This is a genomic window from Micromonospora sp. L5 (genome assembly GCF_000177655.2).
In the GTDB taxonomy this organism is placed as follows: Bacteria; Actinomycetota; Actinomycetes; order Mycobacteriales; family Micromonosporaceae; genus Micromonospora; species Micromonospora aurantiaca.
Genome location: NC_014815.1, coordinates 2078781 through 2094793 on the forward strand (window position 1 = coordinate 2078781; position 16013 = coordinate 2094793).

At 73.2% G+C, this 16013-nt stretch carries 14 protein-coding genes; 5 read left to right on the forward strand and 9 right to left on the reverse strand.

Annotated features, from left to right (window positions below; all coding sequences use genetic code 11):
• Positions 1-20: 20 nt before the first annotated feature.
• Complete coding sequence (locus tag ML5_RS10105; RefSeq protein ID WP_013474601.1) at positions 21-977, forward strand: YafY family protein; 957 nt, start codon at positions 21-23, stop codon at positions 975-977.
• A 142-nt stretch (positions 978-1119) separates the two neighbouring features.
• On the forward strand, positions 1120-2076 hold the full coding sequence (locus tag ML5_RS10110; protein ID WP_013474602.1) for a LysR family transcriptional regulator: 957 nt from the start codon (positions 1120-1122) through the stop codon (positions 2074-2076).
• Here ML5_RS10110 and ML5_RS10115 read toward each other — a convergent pair.
• Genes ML5_RS10115 through ML5_RS10150 form a run of 8 tightly spaced genes read right to left on the reverse strand, consistent with a single transcriptional unit; the run spans position 2001 to position 10174 of the window.
• On the reverse strand, positions 2001-3236 hold the full coding sequence (locus ML5_RS10115; protein WP_013474603.1) for a VWA domain-containing protein: 1236 nt from the start codon (positions 3234-3236) through the stop codon (positions 2001-2003). The genes ML5_RS10110 and ML5_RS10115 overlap by 76 nt on opposite strands.
• Complete coding sequence (locus ML5_RS10120; protein WP_013474604.1) at positions 3233-4042, reverse strand: SRPBCC family protein; 810 nt, start codon at positions 4040-4042, stop codon at positions 3233-3235. The genes ML5_RS10115 and ML5_RS10120 overlap by 4 nt, the downstream gene beginning before the upstream one ends.
• Positions 4039-4908, reverse strand: coding sequence for a MoxR family ATPase (locus ML5_RS10125; protein ID WP_013474605.1), 870 nt, complete (start codon positions 4906-4908; stop codon positions 4039-4041). Before ML5_RS10125 ends, ML5_RS10120 begins: the two co-directional genes overlap by 4 nt.
• Positions 4905-5477: an NTP transferase domain-containing protein gene (locus ML5_RS10130; RefSeq protein ID WP_236619391.1), complete on the reverse strand. Its 573-nt coding sequence runs from the start codon at positions 5475-5477 to the stop codon at positions 4905-4907. The genes ML5_RS10125 and ML5_RS10130 overlap by 4 nt, the downstream gene beginning before the upstream one ends.
• 8 nt (positions 5478-5485) lie before the next feature.
• The gene (locus tag ML5_RS10135) at positions 5486-6352 is read right to left on the reverse strand and encodes an XdhC family protein (RefSeq protein WP_013474607.1); all 867 of its coding nucleotides are present in this window, start codon (positions 6350-6352) and stop codon (positions 5486-5488) included.
• Positions 6353-6363: 11 nt separating this feature from the next.
• Complete coding sequence (locus ML5_RS10140) at positions 6364-8754, reverse strand: aerobic carbon-monoxide dehydrogenase large subunit (RefSeq protein ID WP_013285095.1); 2391 nt, start codon at positions 8752-8754, stop codon at positions 6364-6366.
• Positions 8751-9299, reverse strand: a complete 549-nt coding sequence (locus ML5_RS10145; RefSeq protein WP_013285096.1) for a (2Fe-2S)-binding protein — start codon at positions 9297-9299, stop codon at positions 8751-8753. Before ML5_RS10145 ends, ML5_RS10140 begins: the two co-directional genes overlap by 4 nt.
• 2 nt (positions 9300-9301) lie before the next feature.
• The gene (locus tag ML5_RS10150; protein WP_013474608.1) at positions 9302-10174 is read right to left on the reverse strand and encodes a xanthine dehydrogenase family protein subunit M; all 873 of its coding nucleotides are present in this window, start codon (positions 10172-10174) and stop codon (positions 9302-9304) included.
• Positions 10175-10290: 116 nt separating this feature from the next.
• On the opposite strand from ML5_RS10150, the gene ML5_RS10155 reads away from it, so the two are divergent.
• Entirely contained in the window at positions 10291-11364 is a 1074-nt protein-coding gene (locus ML5_RS10155; protein ID WP_013474609.1) for an XdhC family protein, read from the forward strand.
• A 20-nt stretch (positions 11365-11384) separates the two neighbouring features.
• On the opposite strand, the gene ML5_RS10160 is transcribed toward ML5_RS10155, so the two are convergent.
• Complete coding sequence (locus ML5_RS10160; RefSeq protein WP_013285099.1) at positions 11385-12488, reverse strand: FUSC family protein; 1104 nt, start codon at positions 12486-12488, stop codon at positions 11385-11387.
• Positions 12489-12765: 277 nt separating this feature from the next.
• Here ML5_RS10160 and ML5_RS10165 point away from each other — a divergent pair, with 277 nt between their 5' ends.
• On the forward strand, positions 12766-13527 hold the full coding sequence (locus tag ML5_RS10165) for an ABC transporter ATP-binding protein (RefSeq protein WP_013474610.1): 762 nt from the start codon (positions 12766-12768) through the stop codon (positions 13525-13527).
• The gene (locus ML5_RS10170; protein WP_013474611.1) at positions 13524-15995 is read left to right on the forward strand and encodes an ABC transporter permease; all 2472 of its coding nucleotides are present in this window, start codon (positions 13524-13526) and stop codon (positions 15993-15995) included. The genes ML5_RS10165 and ML5_RS10170 overlap by 4 nt, the downstream gene beginning before the upstream one ends.
• Positions 15996-16013: the final 18 nt, after the last annotated feature.

Sequence of the window (16013 nt, forward strand, 5' to 3'; positions counted from 1 at the left end):
CGGATTAGGAGTGGGGATTTGTGACCCGGCCGACCGCGCGCGTACTGGCGTTGCTGGAGATCCTCCAGGCCGGCGGCGGCTTCACCGTCGCCGACCTGGCCGGTCGGCTGGGCGTCGACGAGCGCACGGTCCGCCGATACGCCGCGCACCTCGCCGACCTGGGCATCCCGGTCGAGGCCCGGCGCGGCCGCTACGGCGGATACCGGCTCGCGCCCGGATACAAGCTGCCGCCACTCATGCTCACCGACGAGGAGGCGGTCGCCGTCATGCTCGGGCTCGTGGCCGCCGGCCGAGCCGGGCTGGTCACCGCCGAAGGCGCGGCCGCCGAGAGCGCGACCGCGAAGATCCGCCGGGTGCTGCCGGCCGTCCTCGCCCGGCGGATCGATTCGCTGCTGGAGACAGTGGACTTCACCGCACGGGTCCGGAAGCCCGCCCCGGCCGGCATCGAGGTGCTGCTGGTGCTCGCCGACGCGGCCCGACATCAGCAACCGGTGAACATCACGTACACCACCTGGCGCGGCGAGTCCGGCGAGCGCCGGCTCGACCCGTACGGGCTGGTCTTCCACGCCGGCCGGTGGTACGTCACCGGCCACGACCACAACCGCCGGGCCGTACGGACGTTCCGGCTCGACCGCATCGGGACGGCCCGCCCCGCCCCGGGCAGGTTCGACATCCCGGCCGGCTTCGATCCCACCATGCAGGTACTCGCCGGTCTGGCAGCAGTGCCGTACGCGCACGACATCTCCGCGGTGCTGCACACCAGCCTGGAGCAGGCGCAGCGACGGATCCCGCCCTCGGTCGGCACGCTCACCGAGGTTCCCGGCGGAGTGCGCCTCACCGCCCGAGCCGAACGGCTCGACGGTGCGGCACAGATGCTCGCCGGGCTCGGCTGGTCGTTCACGATCGACCGACCGGACGAACTCAAGGACGAGGTACGCGCCCTGGCCGCCCGACTGCTCACCGACGCCGACGCCTGATCGGGCGCTCACCCCGCGTACCGGCCGGATCGCCCCGAGGTGCGCTGTCCCTGGCGGCGGGGCAGTCGGCGGGGAATGATCGGGGTACACCGCGGGCTGCCCGCAGCAGTCCACGGCGCCGCAGAAGGGCGGGTCGACGCCGATGACTCCGACGCAGCTACGGGCCTACGTCGCTGTCGTCCGGCTGGGGTCCGTCAAGCAGGCCGCCGCGCAGCTGGAGGTCTCCGAGTCGGCGGTCTCGCTGCTCATCGGCCAGCTACGGCGGGAGTTCGGAGACCAGTTGTTCACCCGGACGGCGGCGGGGCTGGCCTTCACCCCCGGCGGGCTGCGGCTCGCCAGCCGCGCGGCCGAGATGCTGGGCCTGCAGGACCGTACGGTCCTGGAGGTCAGTTCGGCGGCACACGGCCGCCGGATGCTGCGGGTCGCCGCGTCCAGCGAGTTCGCCGAGTTCGCCGCGCCGAGACTGATCGAGCTGTTCGCCAGACGCGCCGCCGACCTCGACATCGAGCTGAGCGTCTGCGACCCCGGCTCCTTCGAGTCGCTGCTGCTGACCCGGGCCGCGGACATCGCGATGGGGCCGCTGCCGCCGGTGGCCGAACCGGCGATCTCCTGCCGGCCCATGATGAACTACCGGCTCGTGACCGTCGTCGGCCCGGATCATCCGCTGGCCGGTGTGCCGGCGTCACCGGGGCAGTTGCGCGACCAGACCTGGCTGCTCGGGCCTTCGGCCACCAACACGCTGGGCGCTGTCCCGGCGATGCTGCGCCGGCTCGGCGTACCCGAGGAGCGGCAGCAGATCTTCCAGAGCCACGCGGCGGCGTTGGGTGAGGCCCAGCGCGGCCGGGGGATCGCGCCCGCGCTGTCGTTCACCGTCGCGCCGGACGTCCGCGGCGGTCAACTCGTGGCGTTGTCCGGGCCGCACGCCACGGCCGAGGCGGTGTGGCATTCGCTGGTACTCGTCACCCCCGGCACTCCGTCCGTGGCAGCCGAGCTGTGCCGCTTCGCGTCGACGCCCCGGGCGATTCAGGCGATGATGCGCGGCGTGGGCGTCGCGGTGAACCATTTCCGGCCCTCGGTGCACGTGACGCTCTGGAGTTGACCGGCGGCGTCCAGCAGGTCCCGGAACGTCGCGGCCGGCAGGAGCCGGTCACAGTAGGGCAGGGCCGCGGCCATGCCCGCCACCAGGGGAGCGAAGCCGGGGGCGCCGGCCCGCGGGTTCAGCCAGACGATCCGGTGGGCGCGGCGGCTCAGCCGTGCCATCACGGCGGCGAGCTCGGCCGGCGGGTCGCTGTCCCAGCCGTCCGAGCCGATCAGCACCACCGCCCCGCGAACCGCGTCGCCGTGCGGGGACGCGAGCAGGCCCCGCAGGTTCGTCGCGATGCGCGTACCCCCGAAACGGTCGGTCATGGCGGCGCCGGCGTGCGCGATCGCCGCGGACGCCGACGTGTGCCGCAGCGCGACGGTGAGCCGGGTGAGCGTCGTGGCGAAGGCGAACACCTCCGCGTCGGTGGTCATCGCGAAGGCCCGCAGCAGGTGCAGGTACGCGTGGGCCTGGGCCCGCATCGACTCGCTGACGTCGCACAGCAGCACGACCCGGCGCGGCCGGCGTAGCGGCCGCTCGCGGACGACCTCGACGGGCTCCCACGCGGTGCGTCGGGCGCGGGCGATCGTCGGACGCAGCGCGACCCGCCGCCCGGCCGGGCCTACGGCGTGCCGCCTGGTGCGCCGGGACGGCCAGCGCGCGACGGCCTCGCGCAGGGCCTCGCCGAGCAGTGCGAGCTGGGCGTCGTCGAGGTCCTCGAACGGCCGGTCGGCGAGTCCGGCGAGGGCGCTGGGCCGTCGCTCGGGCAGCCGCACCCCGGCATCGGAGGGCTCCGCCTCGGCGACGGGCGCCGGCAACGTCGCCCACGGCAGCCCACCACCGTCGCCGGTGGCGTCGGTGTCGGCGGGCACCGGCAGGTGTACGTCGTCCTGAGCGCCCGGCGGGGCCGCCGACCGGGTGAGCGGCAGCGGCGGCGCGTCGGCGAACACAGCGGCGAAGACGCTGTCGAAGGCGGCGAGGTCGGCGTGCCGCCGCACGAAGCTGATCCGGGCGGCCCAGTAGAGCGCGGTCGTCTCCCCGAGTGTCCACACGCCGAGCGCCCGGACGAAGTCACCGGCCTCGGTGAGCCCGGCGGGTACGCCGGCCCGCCGCAACCGGTCGGCGAACGCCGTCGCGAAGGCCGCGCGGTCGACGCCGCGCAGCAGACCGTGCCTCACCGGCGTGCGACCCACCAGGCGATCACCGCACCGACGACGACGATCCCGACGAGCACCGGCACGAGGCGCTTGACGACGGCACCACCGGCGACGCCGAGCAGGTCCAGCGTCTCCGATTCGGCGCTGCTGCCGGCATCCGGTCGACCGGTGGACGCCGAGGCGGCCACGGGGGTGCCGGCCACGGCGGACCCGGGCGGCGTGGCGGACGAGGGCGAGGCGGTGTCGGGCGCTGCCGCCTCGGCCGCGAGGGTGCGAGCCGCGGAGGCGTCGGGGCCGGTCACGGCGGCGACTGCGGGTGCGGGCTCGGATGCGTCAGGCGCGGTGGCCTCGTGCGGGTCGCCGGCCGTGCTGTCGCCGGTCCTCTCGGCCGCCAGCCTCGCCTCGAGGTTGGCGACGAACTGGGCGAGCAGCTTGCCCGACACCTCCTTGATCATGCCGCTGCCGAACTGGGCCAGCCGCCCCGAGATCTTCAGATCGGTGTCCACGCTGACGACGGTGCGCTGATCGTCCGGCCGAAGTTGGGCGGTGACCAGCGCGGACGCGTTGGCCGCCGACCGCCGGTCGCGGCCCTTCGCGTCGATCACCCCCCGATAGCGACTGTCGTCCTTCTCGACGAAACGTGCGGTGCCGGCGAACTCGGAGACGACCGGACCGACCTTGACCTTCACCGTGCCCTGGTGGACGTCGCCGTCGACGCCGGTCAGCCGGGCGCCCGGCAGGCACGGTGCGATGCCCTCCAGGTCGGTGAGGATCGCCCACGCCCGCGCGATCGGAACGTCGACTGTGAACTCGTTGGTGATCTTCATGCCGGCCTCTCCTGGTGTGCGCCGAGCGCGGCGGCGACGGCGGCGCGGTCGTCGGGGGTCTTGGCGATGGTGCCGATGGTCCGGACGACGTCGTCGGCGGAGAGGTCGGCGGCGCCGAGCACTGACAGCGCGGCGACCCAGTCGATGGCCTCGGCCATGCCGGGTGCCTTGTCCAGGCCGAGGGCGCGTACGTCGCCGACGAAGGCGGTCGCCGTGCGGATCAGCCCTTCGGTGGCGCCCGGCACGGCCCGCCGGACGATCTCGGTGGCGCGGTCCATCTGCGGGAAGTCGATCCAGTGGTACAGGCAGCGGCGGCGCAGTGCGTCGTGCAGGTCGCGGCTGCGGTTGGAGGTGAGCACCACGACCGGCGGCGTGGTCGCGGTGAACGTACCCAGCTCGGGGATGGTGATCCCGGACTCGCCGAGGAACTCGAACAGCAGCGCCTCGAACTCGTCGTCGGCCCGGTCGATCTCGTCGATCAGCAGCACCGGCGGGACCGGCCCCGGGTGGCGTACCGCCCGCAGGATCGGCCGTTCCTGGAGGAACTCCGCGGCGAACAGGTCGGCGTCGGTGAGCGAGGCGTGCCGGGCCTCGGCCAGCCGGATGGCGAGCAACTGCCGCTGGTAGTTCCATTCGTACAGCGCCTCGCCGGGGGTCAGGCCCTCGTAGCACTGCAACCGGATCAGTGTCGTGTCCAGCGCCCGCGCCAGCGCCTTCGCCGCCGCGGTCTTGCCGACGCCGGGCTCGCCCTCGAGCAGCAGCGGCTTGCCCAGCTCCAGCGCGAGGAAGACGGCCATCGCCATGCCGTCGTCGGCCAGGTAGTCGACGGCGTCCAGCCGGCGCCGCACGGCCTGCGGATCCTTCACCGCGCCTCGCCCGAGAGCAACCGCCGGTAGTCCGCGCGGGTGTCCACGTCGATCGGCACCGGCCCGTCCACCGGTACCTCCGTGACCGGGTGCCGGCCGGAGTGCAGCAGTTTCCACACCGCCTTGTCACCGTGCAGGACACGCAGCTCCGGCAGGACGTCACGAGCGAACCAGAACGGGTGCCCCAGGCCGTCGGCGTACCGGCACACCGCGAGCGGGGTGGTCGCCGCCGCGACCCGGCGTACGTCGGCGGCCCGTACGCCGGGCTGGTCGCCGAGCAGGAGCACGAGCCCGTCGGCGCGCGGGTCCACCGCCTGCGACGCGGCGCGGACCGACGATCCGCAACCAGTGCTGAACTCGGCGTTCTCGACGACCTGGACCCCGGTGAGGTCCACCCGCTCGCGGACCAGGTCGGCGGCGCCGCCGAGGGTCACCAGCACCTGGTCGAAGGCACACGAGCGGGCCAGGTCGAGGGTGGCGTCGAGCAGCGTCCGCCCGCGGTACGGCAGCAGTTGTTTGGCCTCGCCGAGGCGCACCGAGGCCCCGGCGGCCAGAACCAGGCCGGTCACGAACACGGCTACGCCGCCACGTGCCGGTCGCGGCAGCCGGGGCAGCAGAACCAGTGGTCGATGCCGTCGATCCGCACGTGCGGGGTGTCCGGCCCGACCAGGACCGTCATCCCGCACACCGGGTCGACTGCCTGCTGGGGGAGCGCCGCGGGTGGTGCGGGGGAGGAGGCGAGGCCGTCCACCCGGAGTGCCCGCACCACCTCGGCCATGATCGACAGCGCGATCTCCTGCGGTGAGCGCGCCCCGATCTCCAGTCCGGCCGGGGTCCGGACCCGGGCGCGCTCCGCGTCGGACAGCGCCAGTTCGTCGAGCACCGCCGCGCCGCGGGTCCGGCTGGCGACCAGCGCGATGTGCCCCACTCCGGCGTCCAGCGCGGCGCGGACGGCGTCCTGTTCGCCCTTGCCGAGGCCGGCCACCACGACCGCCGTTGCGCCGGAGTGGTCACCGGACGTGGCCACCTCGAAGTCGAGGAAGGCCGCCAGGGTGGCCACCGCCGCGCTGATCGGCGTGTCGCCCACCAGACCCAGCACGGGTACGGGCAGCACCGGGCGCAGGAAGATCTCGAGCGCCCCGCCCGAGTGGCACGGGTTGACCACGACCCGTGCCCCCGGCGTGTCGGGGAAGGCGGGCGCGCCGTCCGGCAGGACCCGCAGCAGCAGCGCCTTGCCGTCCCGGAGGGCGTCCAGGGCGGCCGCCCGCACCGAACTCTCGGCGCACATCCCGCCGACGAAACCCTCGATGGTGCCGTCCGGCAGGATCACCGCGTCGTCGCCGGGCCGGGCCGACGTCGGATCCTGCGCCCGGACCACCGTGGCGTGCACGAACGGCGCGCGCGAGACGGTCAGATCATGCGTACGGCGGGCGATAGTCGTCATGGCCACCTCCCCTAGATCGGCGGGCGGGCGTTGCCGCGCATCGCGTCCCAGACGCGCGACGGCGTCAACGGCATGTCGGCATGCCGTACGCCGAAGGGTTCGAGGGCGTCGACGACCGCGTTGACGATCGCGGGCGGGGAGCCGACGGTGGCCGACTCGCCCACGCCCTTCGCGCCGATCGGGTGGTGCGGGGACGGGGTGACGGTGAAGCCGGTCTCCCAGTCGGGCACCTCGAGCGCGGTGGGGATCAGGTAGTCCATGAGCGACGCGCCGAGGCAGTTGCCGTCCTCGTCGAACGCGATCATCTCCATCAGGGCCATGCCGACTCCGTCGGCCAGCCCGCCGTGCACCTGCCCCTCGATGATCATCGGGTTGATCCGGGTGCCGCAGTCGTCGACGGCGATGAACCGCCGCACCTTGACCTGCGCGGTGCCGGGGTCGATGTCCACCACGCAGATGTACGCCCCGTGCGGATACGTCAGGTTCGACGGGTTGTAGCAGATCTGCGCCTCCAACCCGCCCTCGACGCCCTCGGGCAGGTCGCCGGCGCCGTGCGCCCGCATCGCGATGTCCTGGATGGTCACGCTCCTGCCCGGGTCGCCCTTGACCCGGAAGGAACCCTTGTCCCACTCCAGGTCGGCGACCGAGACCTCCAGCATGCCGGAGGCGATGATCCGGGCCTTGTCGCGGACCTTGCGGGCGACCAGGGCCGCCGCGGCACCGGAGACGGGTGTGGACCGGCTGCCGTACGTGCCGAGACCGAACGGCGTGTTGTCGGTGTCGCCGTGCACCACGTCGATGTCGTCCGGCGGGATGCCGATCTCCTCGGCGACGATCTGCGCGAACGTCGTCTCGTGTCCCTGGCCCTGGGACTGCACGCTGAGCCGGACCACTGCCTTGCCGGTCGGGTGCACGCGCAGCTCACAGCCGTCGGCCATGCCCAGGCCGAGGATGTCCATGTTCTTGCGCGGGCCGGCGCCGACGGCCTCGGTGAAGAACGCGACGCCGATGCCCATCAACTCGCCCCGGGCCCGCTTCTCCTGCTGCTCGCGCCGCAGGTCGGCGTAGCCGGCCATCTCCATCGCCAGCCGCATGGTCGGCTCGTAGTCGCCGGAGTCGTACACCCAGCCGGTCTTCGTCGTGTACGGGAACTGCTCCGGGCGGATGAAGTTCTTCAGCCGCAGCTCGGCCGGGTCCATGCCCAGCTCGTCGGCGAGGCAGTCGACGATCCGCTCGACGAGGTAGACGGCCTCGGTGATGCGGAACGAACAGGCGTACGCCACACCGCCCGGCGCCTTGTTCGTGAAGACCGCCGTCATCTTGCAGTACGCGGCCTCGATGTCGTAGCTGCCGGTGAACACCCCGAAGAAGCCGGCCGGGTACTTCACCGGCGCGGCGGTGCCGTTGAAGGCGCCGTGGTCGGCGAGGACGTTGGTGCGGATGGCCAGGATCCGGCCGTCACGGGTCGCTGCGATCTCACCACGCATGATGTAGTCGCGGGCGAAGCCGGTGCTGATCAGGTTCTCGAAGCGGTCCTCCATCCACTTCACCGGCTTCCCGGTGACGATCGACGCGACGATCGCGCAGACGTACCCCGGATAGATCGGCACCTTGTTGCCGAAGCCACCGCCGATGTCCGGCGAGATCACCTGGATCTTGTGCTCGGGGATGCCCGCCACCAGGGCGTAGAGGGTGCGATGCGCGTGCGGCGCCTGCGTGGTGGACCAGAGGCGCAGCTTGCCGTCGACGGCGTCGAAGTCGGCGATCGCCCCACAGGTCTCCATCGGCGCGGGGTGCACCCGCGGATAGACCAGATCCTGGCTCACCACGACGTCCGCCCGGGCGAACACGGCCGCGGTGGCCGCCTCGTCACCGGTCTCCCAGTCGAAGCAGTGGTTGTCGGTCTTGCCGTCGAGATCGTCGCGGATCACCGGGGCGCCCGGTTCGAGCGCGCGGCGGGCGTCGACGACCGGATCGAGGACGTCGTACTCGACGTCGATCAGCTCCAGCGCGTCCCGCGCCGCGTACTTGTCCTCGGCGACGACGAACGCCACCTCCTGGCCCTGGAAGCGCACCTTGTCGGTGGCGAGCACGGCCTGCACGTCGTTGGAGAGCGTCGGCATCCAGGCCAGACCCTGCTCGGCCAGCATCGCCCCGGTCACTACCGCCTTGACGCCGGGTGAGGCCTCGGCGGCGCTCGTGTCGATGCTCAGGATCCGCGCGTGGGCCACCGGCGAGCGGAGGATGGCCAGGTGCAGCATGCCGGGCAGCCGGACGTCGTCGACGAACCGGCCCCGGCCGCGTACGAACCGCGGATCCTCCTTCCGCAGCATGCGGCCGTAGCCCACCGGCTTCTGGTCGTTGTCGTGGAAGGTGTCCACGCGCTCGTGCACAGTCGTCATACGACGCTCCCGGCGGGCCGGCCGGCGTTGTCGATCTCGCCGGCTTCGCGTGATTCGGTGGTCTCGGTGACCGCGGCGGCCGCGTTCGCCTCGTGCACGGCGGCCCAGCGCACCGAGCGCACGATGGTGGCGTAGCCCGTACAGCGGCAGATCTGACCGGAGATCGCTTCGCGGATCTCCGCCTCGGTCGGGTCCGGGTTGCGGTTCAGCAGCGCGCGAGCCGTCATCATCATGCCGGGGGTGCAGAAGCCGCACTGCAGGCCGTGGCACTGGATGAAGCCCTGCTGGACCGGGTCGAGCTCCGCGCCCTTCGCCAGGCCCTCGACGGTACGCACCTGGTGTCCGCCGGCCATCGCGGCCAGCACTGTGCACGACTTCACCGGTTCGCCGTCGAGCCAGACGACGCAGGTGCCGCAGTTGCTGGTGTCGCACCCCGCGTGCGTTCCGGTCAGGCCCAGCACGTCGCGCAGGAAGTGCACAAGCAGCAGGCGTCCCTCGATCTCCCGGGTGACCTCGACGTCGTTGACGGTCATGGTGACCTGCATGCTCAGCTCCTCGCCCGTTCCACGGCCCGGCGCAGGGTCCGTCTGGTCAGCTCGTCGGCCAGGTGCCGCTTGTAGTCCGCGCTGCCCCGCTGGTCGGTGGCCGGATCGCAGCTGCGCGCGGCGATCGCGCCGGCCTGCGCGTAGAGGCTCTCGCCGGGCTCCTGCCCGCGCAGCGCCGCGGAGATCTCCGGGATATCGGTGGTGTTCGGACCCACAGCGGCCAGCCCGACCCGGGCGTCGGAGATCACGTCGCCGTCGAGCCAGACCGCGGCACCCGCCGAGACCACCGCCCAGTCGCCGGCCCGGCGTTCCACCTTCTCGTAGGCGCTGCCGCAGCCGGGCCGCACCGGCAGCCGGATCTCGACCAGGATCTCCCCGTCGCCGACAGCGGTCTCGTACGGCCCGACGTGGAACTCCTCCATGGACACCACCCGCTCGGCGCCGCCCGGCCCGCGGATCACGCAGCTCGCGTCCAGGGCGGTGCAGACCGCGGACAGGTCTTCCGACGGGTCCGCCTGGCACAGGGAGCCGCCCAGTGTGCCCCGGTTGCGCACCACCGGATCGGCGATCACCCGTTCGGCGTCGGCGAAGATCGGGAAGGCCGCCGTCAGGGTGGCGGACTCGAGCAGTTCCCGATGCCGGGTCAGCGCACCGATACGCAGCTCGTCCGGACCCGCCTCGATGTAGCCGAGCTCGTCGTGGAGATCGTTGATGTCGATGAGATAGTCGAAACTGGCCAGCCGCAGCTTCATCATCGGCAGCAGGCTGTGCCCGCCGGCGATCAGCCGGGACGTGCTGCCCAGCCGTTCCATCAGGCTGATGGCATGGTCCACACTGGTTGCTCGTTCGTACTCGAACGGGGCCGGCACCTGCATGTCGCACCTCCGGAAGTCGTCAATGTGGTGCCGGTGCCCGCGGAAGTCAACGCCGACCTAAGCAAGTCCTTAGGTCGGCGTTGACGGTGCCGCTGCTGCTCACGGATCGTGCGGCAATGCGAGACATCGTCGACGGCTTGACCGCGTGGCGTGCCGCAGGCGTCCGGTTCGCCGTCGCGACAGTCGTGCGGACCTGGAAGTCGGCGCCCAGACCGCCGGGCGCGGCCATGGCGGTCTGCGCCGACGGTGAGGTCGTCGGCAGCATCTCGGGAGGTTGCGTCGAGGGCGCGGTGTACGAACTCTGCCAGGAGGCCATACGCACCGGCCAGGCACGCACCGAGACGTACGGTGTCGGCGACGACGACGCCTTCGAGGTGGGCCTGACCTGCGGCGGCACCATCGAGGTCCTGGTCCAGCCGGACGTCGTCCTGACCGAGCCGGACGCGGTGCTCGCCGCGATCCGCACGGGTGCGCCGGTGGCGACGGCGTCGGCCGGGACGGCCCAGATGGTGGTCTGGCCCGACCGGGTCGCCGGCACCCTCGGCGACGCCGACCTGGACCGCGCGGTGGCGCGGCAGGCCGAGGGCATGCTCGCCCTCGGCACCACCGGAACCGTTCGACTCGGTACGCGCGGGCAGCAGCGGCACGACGAGGTGTCCGTCTTCGTCCAGTCGTACCTGCCGCCACCACGGATGATCGTCTTCGGCGCGATCGACTTCGCCGTCGCGGTGGCCCGGATCGGCCGCTTCCTCGGCTATCACGTCACGGTGTGCGACGCCCGTCCGGTGTTCGCCACCCGCAAGCGCTTCCCCGATGCCGACGACCTCGTCGTCCAGTGGCCGCACACGTACCTGGAGTCGACAGCAGTCGACGAGCGGACGGTGCTCTGCATCCTCACCCACGACCCGAAGTTCGACGTCCCGCTGCTCGAGGTCGCCCTGCGCACCCCGGCCCGCTACATCGGCGCGATGGGCAGCCGCCGCACCCACGCCGACCGGCTGCGCCGCCTGCGCGAGACGGGTGTGGACGAGGCCGCCCTCGCCCGGCTCTCCTCACCGATCGGACTCGACCTGGGGGCGCGGACGCCGGAGGAGACCGCCGTGGCGATCGCCGCCGAGTTCGTCGCCCTGGCCGCGGGAGGGTCCGGCCGGCGGCTGACGGACCTCGACACCCCGATCCACCACCGCTGAGCGGACCAGCGGCGGACGTGTCACCCCCGGCTCAGGCCGAGCGCCTCGTCCACCCGGTCCAGCACCGCCACGTCGTCGTGGCCGACACCGCGCAGCAGGTCGATCGCTGTCGCCCGGATCTGCCCGACGATCATGGTGACCGGCAGTGGCGGATCGGTCCGCAGCAGGCCCGCGGCGATCCGGACCGCCTCCAGCGCCGCCGCGTCGGCCCGCTGCGCGTGCCGGTCGGCGTCGGCGCCGGTGAGGTCGTGGGCCATGGCCTCACCAGCCGACCGTACGGCGGAGGTCAGCGCGCCGATCGCGGCGGCCAGCTCCGGCGGCGTGGCGGTGTGCCGGCGGGTCAGGGTCACACCGGCCCGGGCCAGCACCCGGATGTTGCGGGCGGCGTAGTCGAGCTGCCGCAGCGTGGCCTCCACCTCGGCGAGCTTGCCCAGGTGCCGGCGGCGCAGTCCCAGCCGCAGCGTCTCACCGGTGGCGAGCACGGCGGCCTGCATCTCGGCGACGCAGTCGTCCACCTGCCGCGCCCGGTCCAGCGCGGCGCGGGCGGCGTCCTCGTCGCAGCCCCGCAGCGCCGCGTTGACCTGGTCGAGCAGGTCGGCCAGGTCGGTGTAGCTGCGCCGGGCCTGGGCCACCAGTGGTGCCAGCGGGTCACGGGCGGCCATCAGCTGGCTGGCGGCAAGCGCCACGGCGCCGCCGATGAGCGCGTCGACGAAGCGGAACGGCATCAGCGTCCCGTTCGGCGCGGAGACCACGACCAGGTACATGGCCGAGACGGTGGCCTGCACGACCAGGGCCCGGCGGGCCCCGATCACCACGAGCGTCGTGGTGGTCAGCAGCAGCACCAGCAGGACCGTCTCGGTGCCCGGGCCCAGCGCGTACACCAGCAGCTCCGCGACGAGCACGGCTGCCGCCACGGCGAACAGGATCTCGACGGTCTGCCGCAGCCGTCGCCCGCGGGACTCGCCGAGCACGACGAGCGCGGCGGTCGGCGCGAAGAACGGGTCCGGGTGCCGGATCACCACCGCCGCCACGATCCACGCGACCACAGCGGCGGCGGTCAGCTCGACCACTGTCATCCCGTCACCGCGCAACCGCGCGACGGCGTCGCGTACCCAGGTCCGCACCGGTGGTACCCCTCTCGCCGGGCAGGCCGGGACCGGCCGCCGATCGATCTTCCGCGAGGAGGCCCACTACCCCGGCTGTGACCTGCTCAATCGCTCGGGCGGCGGGCGGCGGGCGGCAGGTGGAACGGACGACGTGCCGGCAGGCGAGCGCCCGGGCCGGTGGTAGCGCCTGCTGTACCCGGATCGGGCAGCCCGCTGGATGGTCGCCGTTCCTCCAGGTCAATAGCGTTTCTGGTGCGCGCAGTTCCTGCCGATGACACGGAGAGAGGCCACCAGAATGCCGGACCATCCGGGACGCACCATCGAACCGGCGTTACGTGTCGAACAACTCACCCGCGTGTACGGCACCGGCCGCAACCAGGTGACCGCGCTCGCGGGCGTCGATGTCGGCTTCGGCCGGGGGACCTTCACCGCGGTGATGGGCCCCTCGGGCTCCGGCAAGAGCACGCTGTTGCAGATCGCGGCCGGGCTCGACCGCCCCACGAGCGGTCGGGTGATCCTCGGCGGCACCGACCTGTCCGGGCTGTCCGAGACGCGCCTGACCGAGCTGCGTCGTACCCGGATCGGGTTCGTCTTCCAGGCGTTCAACCTGATCGGCGCGCTCACCGTCGAGGAAAACATCGTGCTGCCCCTGCGTCTGGCCGGCGTCCGCCCGGACCGGGCCTGGCTGACCCACGTGGTCGAGCGGGTCGGCCTCGCCGACCGGCTGCACCACCGGCCGGCGGCGCTGTCCGGCGGCCAGCAGCAGCGGGTGGCGATCGCCCGGGCGCTGGCCACCCGCCCCGAGGTGATCTTCTCGGACGAGCCCACCGGCGCCCTCGACTCGCGGACCGCGGCGGAGGTGCTGACGCTGTTGCGCGCGGTCGTGGACGAGCACGGGCAGACGGTGGTGACGGTGACCCACGACCCGATCGCCGCGTCGTACGCGGATCGGGTGCTCGTGCTGGCCGACGGTGCGATGGTCGCCGACCTCCCGCAGCTCGGAGCCGTCCGTATCGCCGAGCACCTGGCCTCGCTGGACGGGCGGGTCCTCCGATGACCGGCCTCGCCGCCCGCCTGCTGCGGCACCGCACCGGCCCCGCCGCCGCGACCCTGCTGGCCCTGATCGCCGGCGTGCTGATCCTGGTGGCGATGGGCACGCTCGTCGAGTCAGGGCTGCGGTTCCGCCCGGAGCCGCGGCTCTGGGCGAGCGCCGACGTGGTCGTCGCCAACCGCACGATCAGCCACACGTTCCGCGAGTTCGACGGTGACACCACCACGAGCACCGTGACGCTGCCCGAGGGCGGCACCGTGGACGCCGACCTCGTGGACCGGATCCGCCGGGTGCCGGGCGTCACGGCAGTCACCGGCGACCACGCGGTGCTGATCGGCTCACCCGCGGCCGTGGGACACGGCTGGGACACCTACGCCTTCACCGGCCGTTCCCTCGCCGCCGGTGCCGCGCCCCGGAACGACGACGAGGTGGTGGCCGACACCCGGCTCGGCGTGACGCCCGGCGACCGCATCGAGCTGGTCGTCGGCGGGATCAGCCGGTCGTACCGGGTGAGCGGAACCGCCGAGACCGGTTCGGCGGCGGTGTTCTTCACCGACGCGCAGGCCGCCCGCTTGTCCGCGTACCCGGGCCGGGTGGACGCGATCGGCGTACGAACGGCGCCCGGCGCCGACCTCGGCGCGGTGCGGGAGGTCGCGTCGGCGGCCGGTGCCACGGCGTACGCCGGAGAGGACCGCGGGAAGGCCGAGCAGCCGGAGAACCGGGCCGCACAGAGGTTGCTGGTCGAGGCCGGGTCGGCCTTCGGGGGGTACGTCGTCCTGCTGATGGTGTTCGTGGTGGCCGGCACCATCGGGCTGTCCGTCAGGCACCGTCGGCGTGACCTGGCGTTGCTGCGCGCGGTCGCCGCCACGCCGGGGCAGGTGCGCCGCATGCTGGTCGCCGAGGCCACGCTGCTCGCCCTGGCCGGCTCCGCGATCGGCGGCCCGGCCGGCCTGCTGGCGGCCCGCTGGGTGCACGGCGAACTGGTCGGGCGGGGGTTCGTGCCGGCCGGCTTCCCGATGGTGGGCGGTCTGTTCGCGGTGCCCGCCGCCATCGGTACGGCGGTCCTCGTGGCGGTGGTCGCCGCGCTGATCGCCGCACGCCGGGTCACCGCCATCAAACCGATCGAGGCGCTCGGCGAGATCGCTGTCGAACCCCGGCGCAGCGGCCCGGTACGGCTGATCGCCGGCGTGCTGACGCTGATGGCGGCCGGCAGCTCCGGGGCGTTCACGCTCGGCGCCGCCGGGTCGGCCGGGGCGCTGGCCGGCGCGGTCGGCATGCTCTACCTGTTCGTCATCGCGGTGGCGCTGCTCGCACCGATGATCAACGCGTACGCGGCACGCCTGCTCACCCCGGTACTGCCGCGCATCTGGCGGGCCGGCGGATACCTGGCCGCGGCCAACCTGCGGGCCAACGCGCAGGGCATGGCGACAGTCCTGACCGCCCTCGTGCTGTCCGTCGGGTTCGGCGGTTCGGTCTGGTTCCTGCAGAACAACCTGGAACGGCAGACCACCACGCAGAGCAGCGCGGGAACACTCGCCGAGCGGGTGCTCGTCGCTCCGGGTGGACTGCCCGCGGACGCGGCGGGGGAGATCCGCGAGCTGGACGGGGTGCAGGCGGCCACCGGGGTACGCCGCACCCAGGTCGTGGTGCGGGCGCTCGGCGGCATCGAGCCGGTCGGCGCGCAGTCCGTCGACCCGGCGGGCGTCATGTCGACGATGGACCTCGCCGTGCGCAAGGGCACCCTGGCAGACCTGCGCGCCGGCACCGTCGCCCTGTCCACGACGCAGGCGTCCTCGTCCGGCTGGGACGTCGGCGACAAGGCGGAACTCTGGCTGGGCGACGGCACCCCTGTCACGTTGGACGTCGTCGCGATCTACGACCGTGGCCTCGGCTTCGGCGACGTCACCCTGGCTGCCGGGACGGTCGCCGGGCACACGGCGGGGAACACCGTCGACGAGGTCCTGGTCCGCGGCGGCCCGGACGCCGGCACCGCGTTGGCTGCGTGGGCGACGGCGCGGCCCGGCGCCGAGGTTCTCGACGCCGCCACCCGCACGCGCCTGCTCGGCACCGATCTGGCGCTCGGCGCCTGGCTGAACCGGCTGCTGATCGGCGTGATGGTCGGGTACGCGGCGCTGGCGGCGGCCACCACGATGGTGATGGCGGCGCTGGCCCGCCGCCGCGAGCTGGCGCTGCTGCAACTGGTCGGGGTCATCCGCCGTCAGATCCGCGGGATGGTCCGGGCCGAACAGGCCGGGTTGCTCGGCACGGCGGTGCTGGTCGGCGCGACGATCGCGGTGCTGACGCTGAGCGCGATCGTCAACGGACTGACCGGCAGCCCGATCCCGTACGTGCCGCCGCTCGGGTGGGCGGCGGTGCTCGGCGGTACGGCACTGCTGGCGTTGGTGAGCACGGTGTGGCCCGTCCGGCGGCTGCTCAGCGCTCCGCCGATCGACAACATCGGCCTGAAGGAGTAGGACCGGCGGCGGGGCGGG

Bases quoted from the DNA above. Each gene is read 5' to 3' on its own strand.
- ML5_RS10110 (WP_013474602.1), top strand. From the start codon at position 1,120: ATGACTCCGACGCAGCTACGGGCCTACGTCGCTGTCGTCCGGCTGGGG.
- ML5_RS10120 (WP_013474604.1), bottom strand. From the start codon at position 4,042: ATGAAGATCACCAACGAGTTCACAGTCGACGTTCCGATCGCGCGGGCG.
- ML5_RS10135 (WP_013474607.1), bottom strand. From the start codon at position 6,352: ATGACGACTATCGCCCGCCGTACGCATGATCTGACCGTCTCGCGCGCG.
- ML5_RS10140 (WP_013285095.1), bottom strand. From the start codon at position 8,754: ATGACGACTGTGCACGAGCGCGTGGACACCTTCCACGACAACGACCAG.
- ML5_RS10145 (WP_013285096.1), bottom strand. From the start codon at position 9,299: ATGCAGGTCACCATGACCGTCAACGACGTCGAGGTCACCCGGGAGATC.
- ML5_RS10150 (WP_013474608.1), bottom strand. From the start codon at position 10,174: ATGCAGGTGCCGGCCCCGTTCGAGTACGAACGAGCAACCAGTGTGGAC.
- ML5_RS10155 (WP_013474609.1), top strand. From the start codon at position 10,291: ATGCGAGACATCGTCGACGGCTTGACCGCGTGGCGTGCCGCAGGCGTC.
- ML5_RS10165 (WP_013474610.1), top strand. From the start codon at position 12,766: ATGCCGGACCATCCGGGACGCACCATCGAACCGGCGTTACGTGTCGAA.
- ML5_RS10170 (WP_013474611.1), top strand. From the start codon at position 13,524: ATGACCGGCCTCGCCGCCCGCCTGCTGCGGCACCGCACCGGCCCCGCC.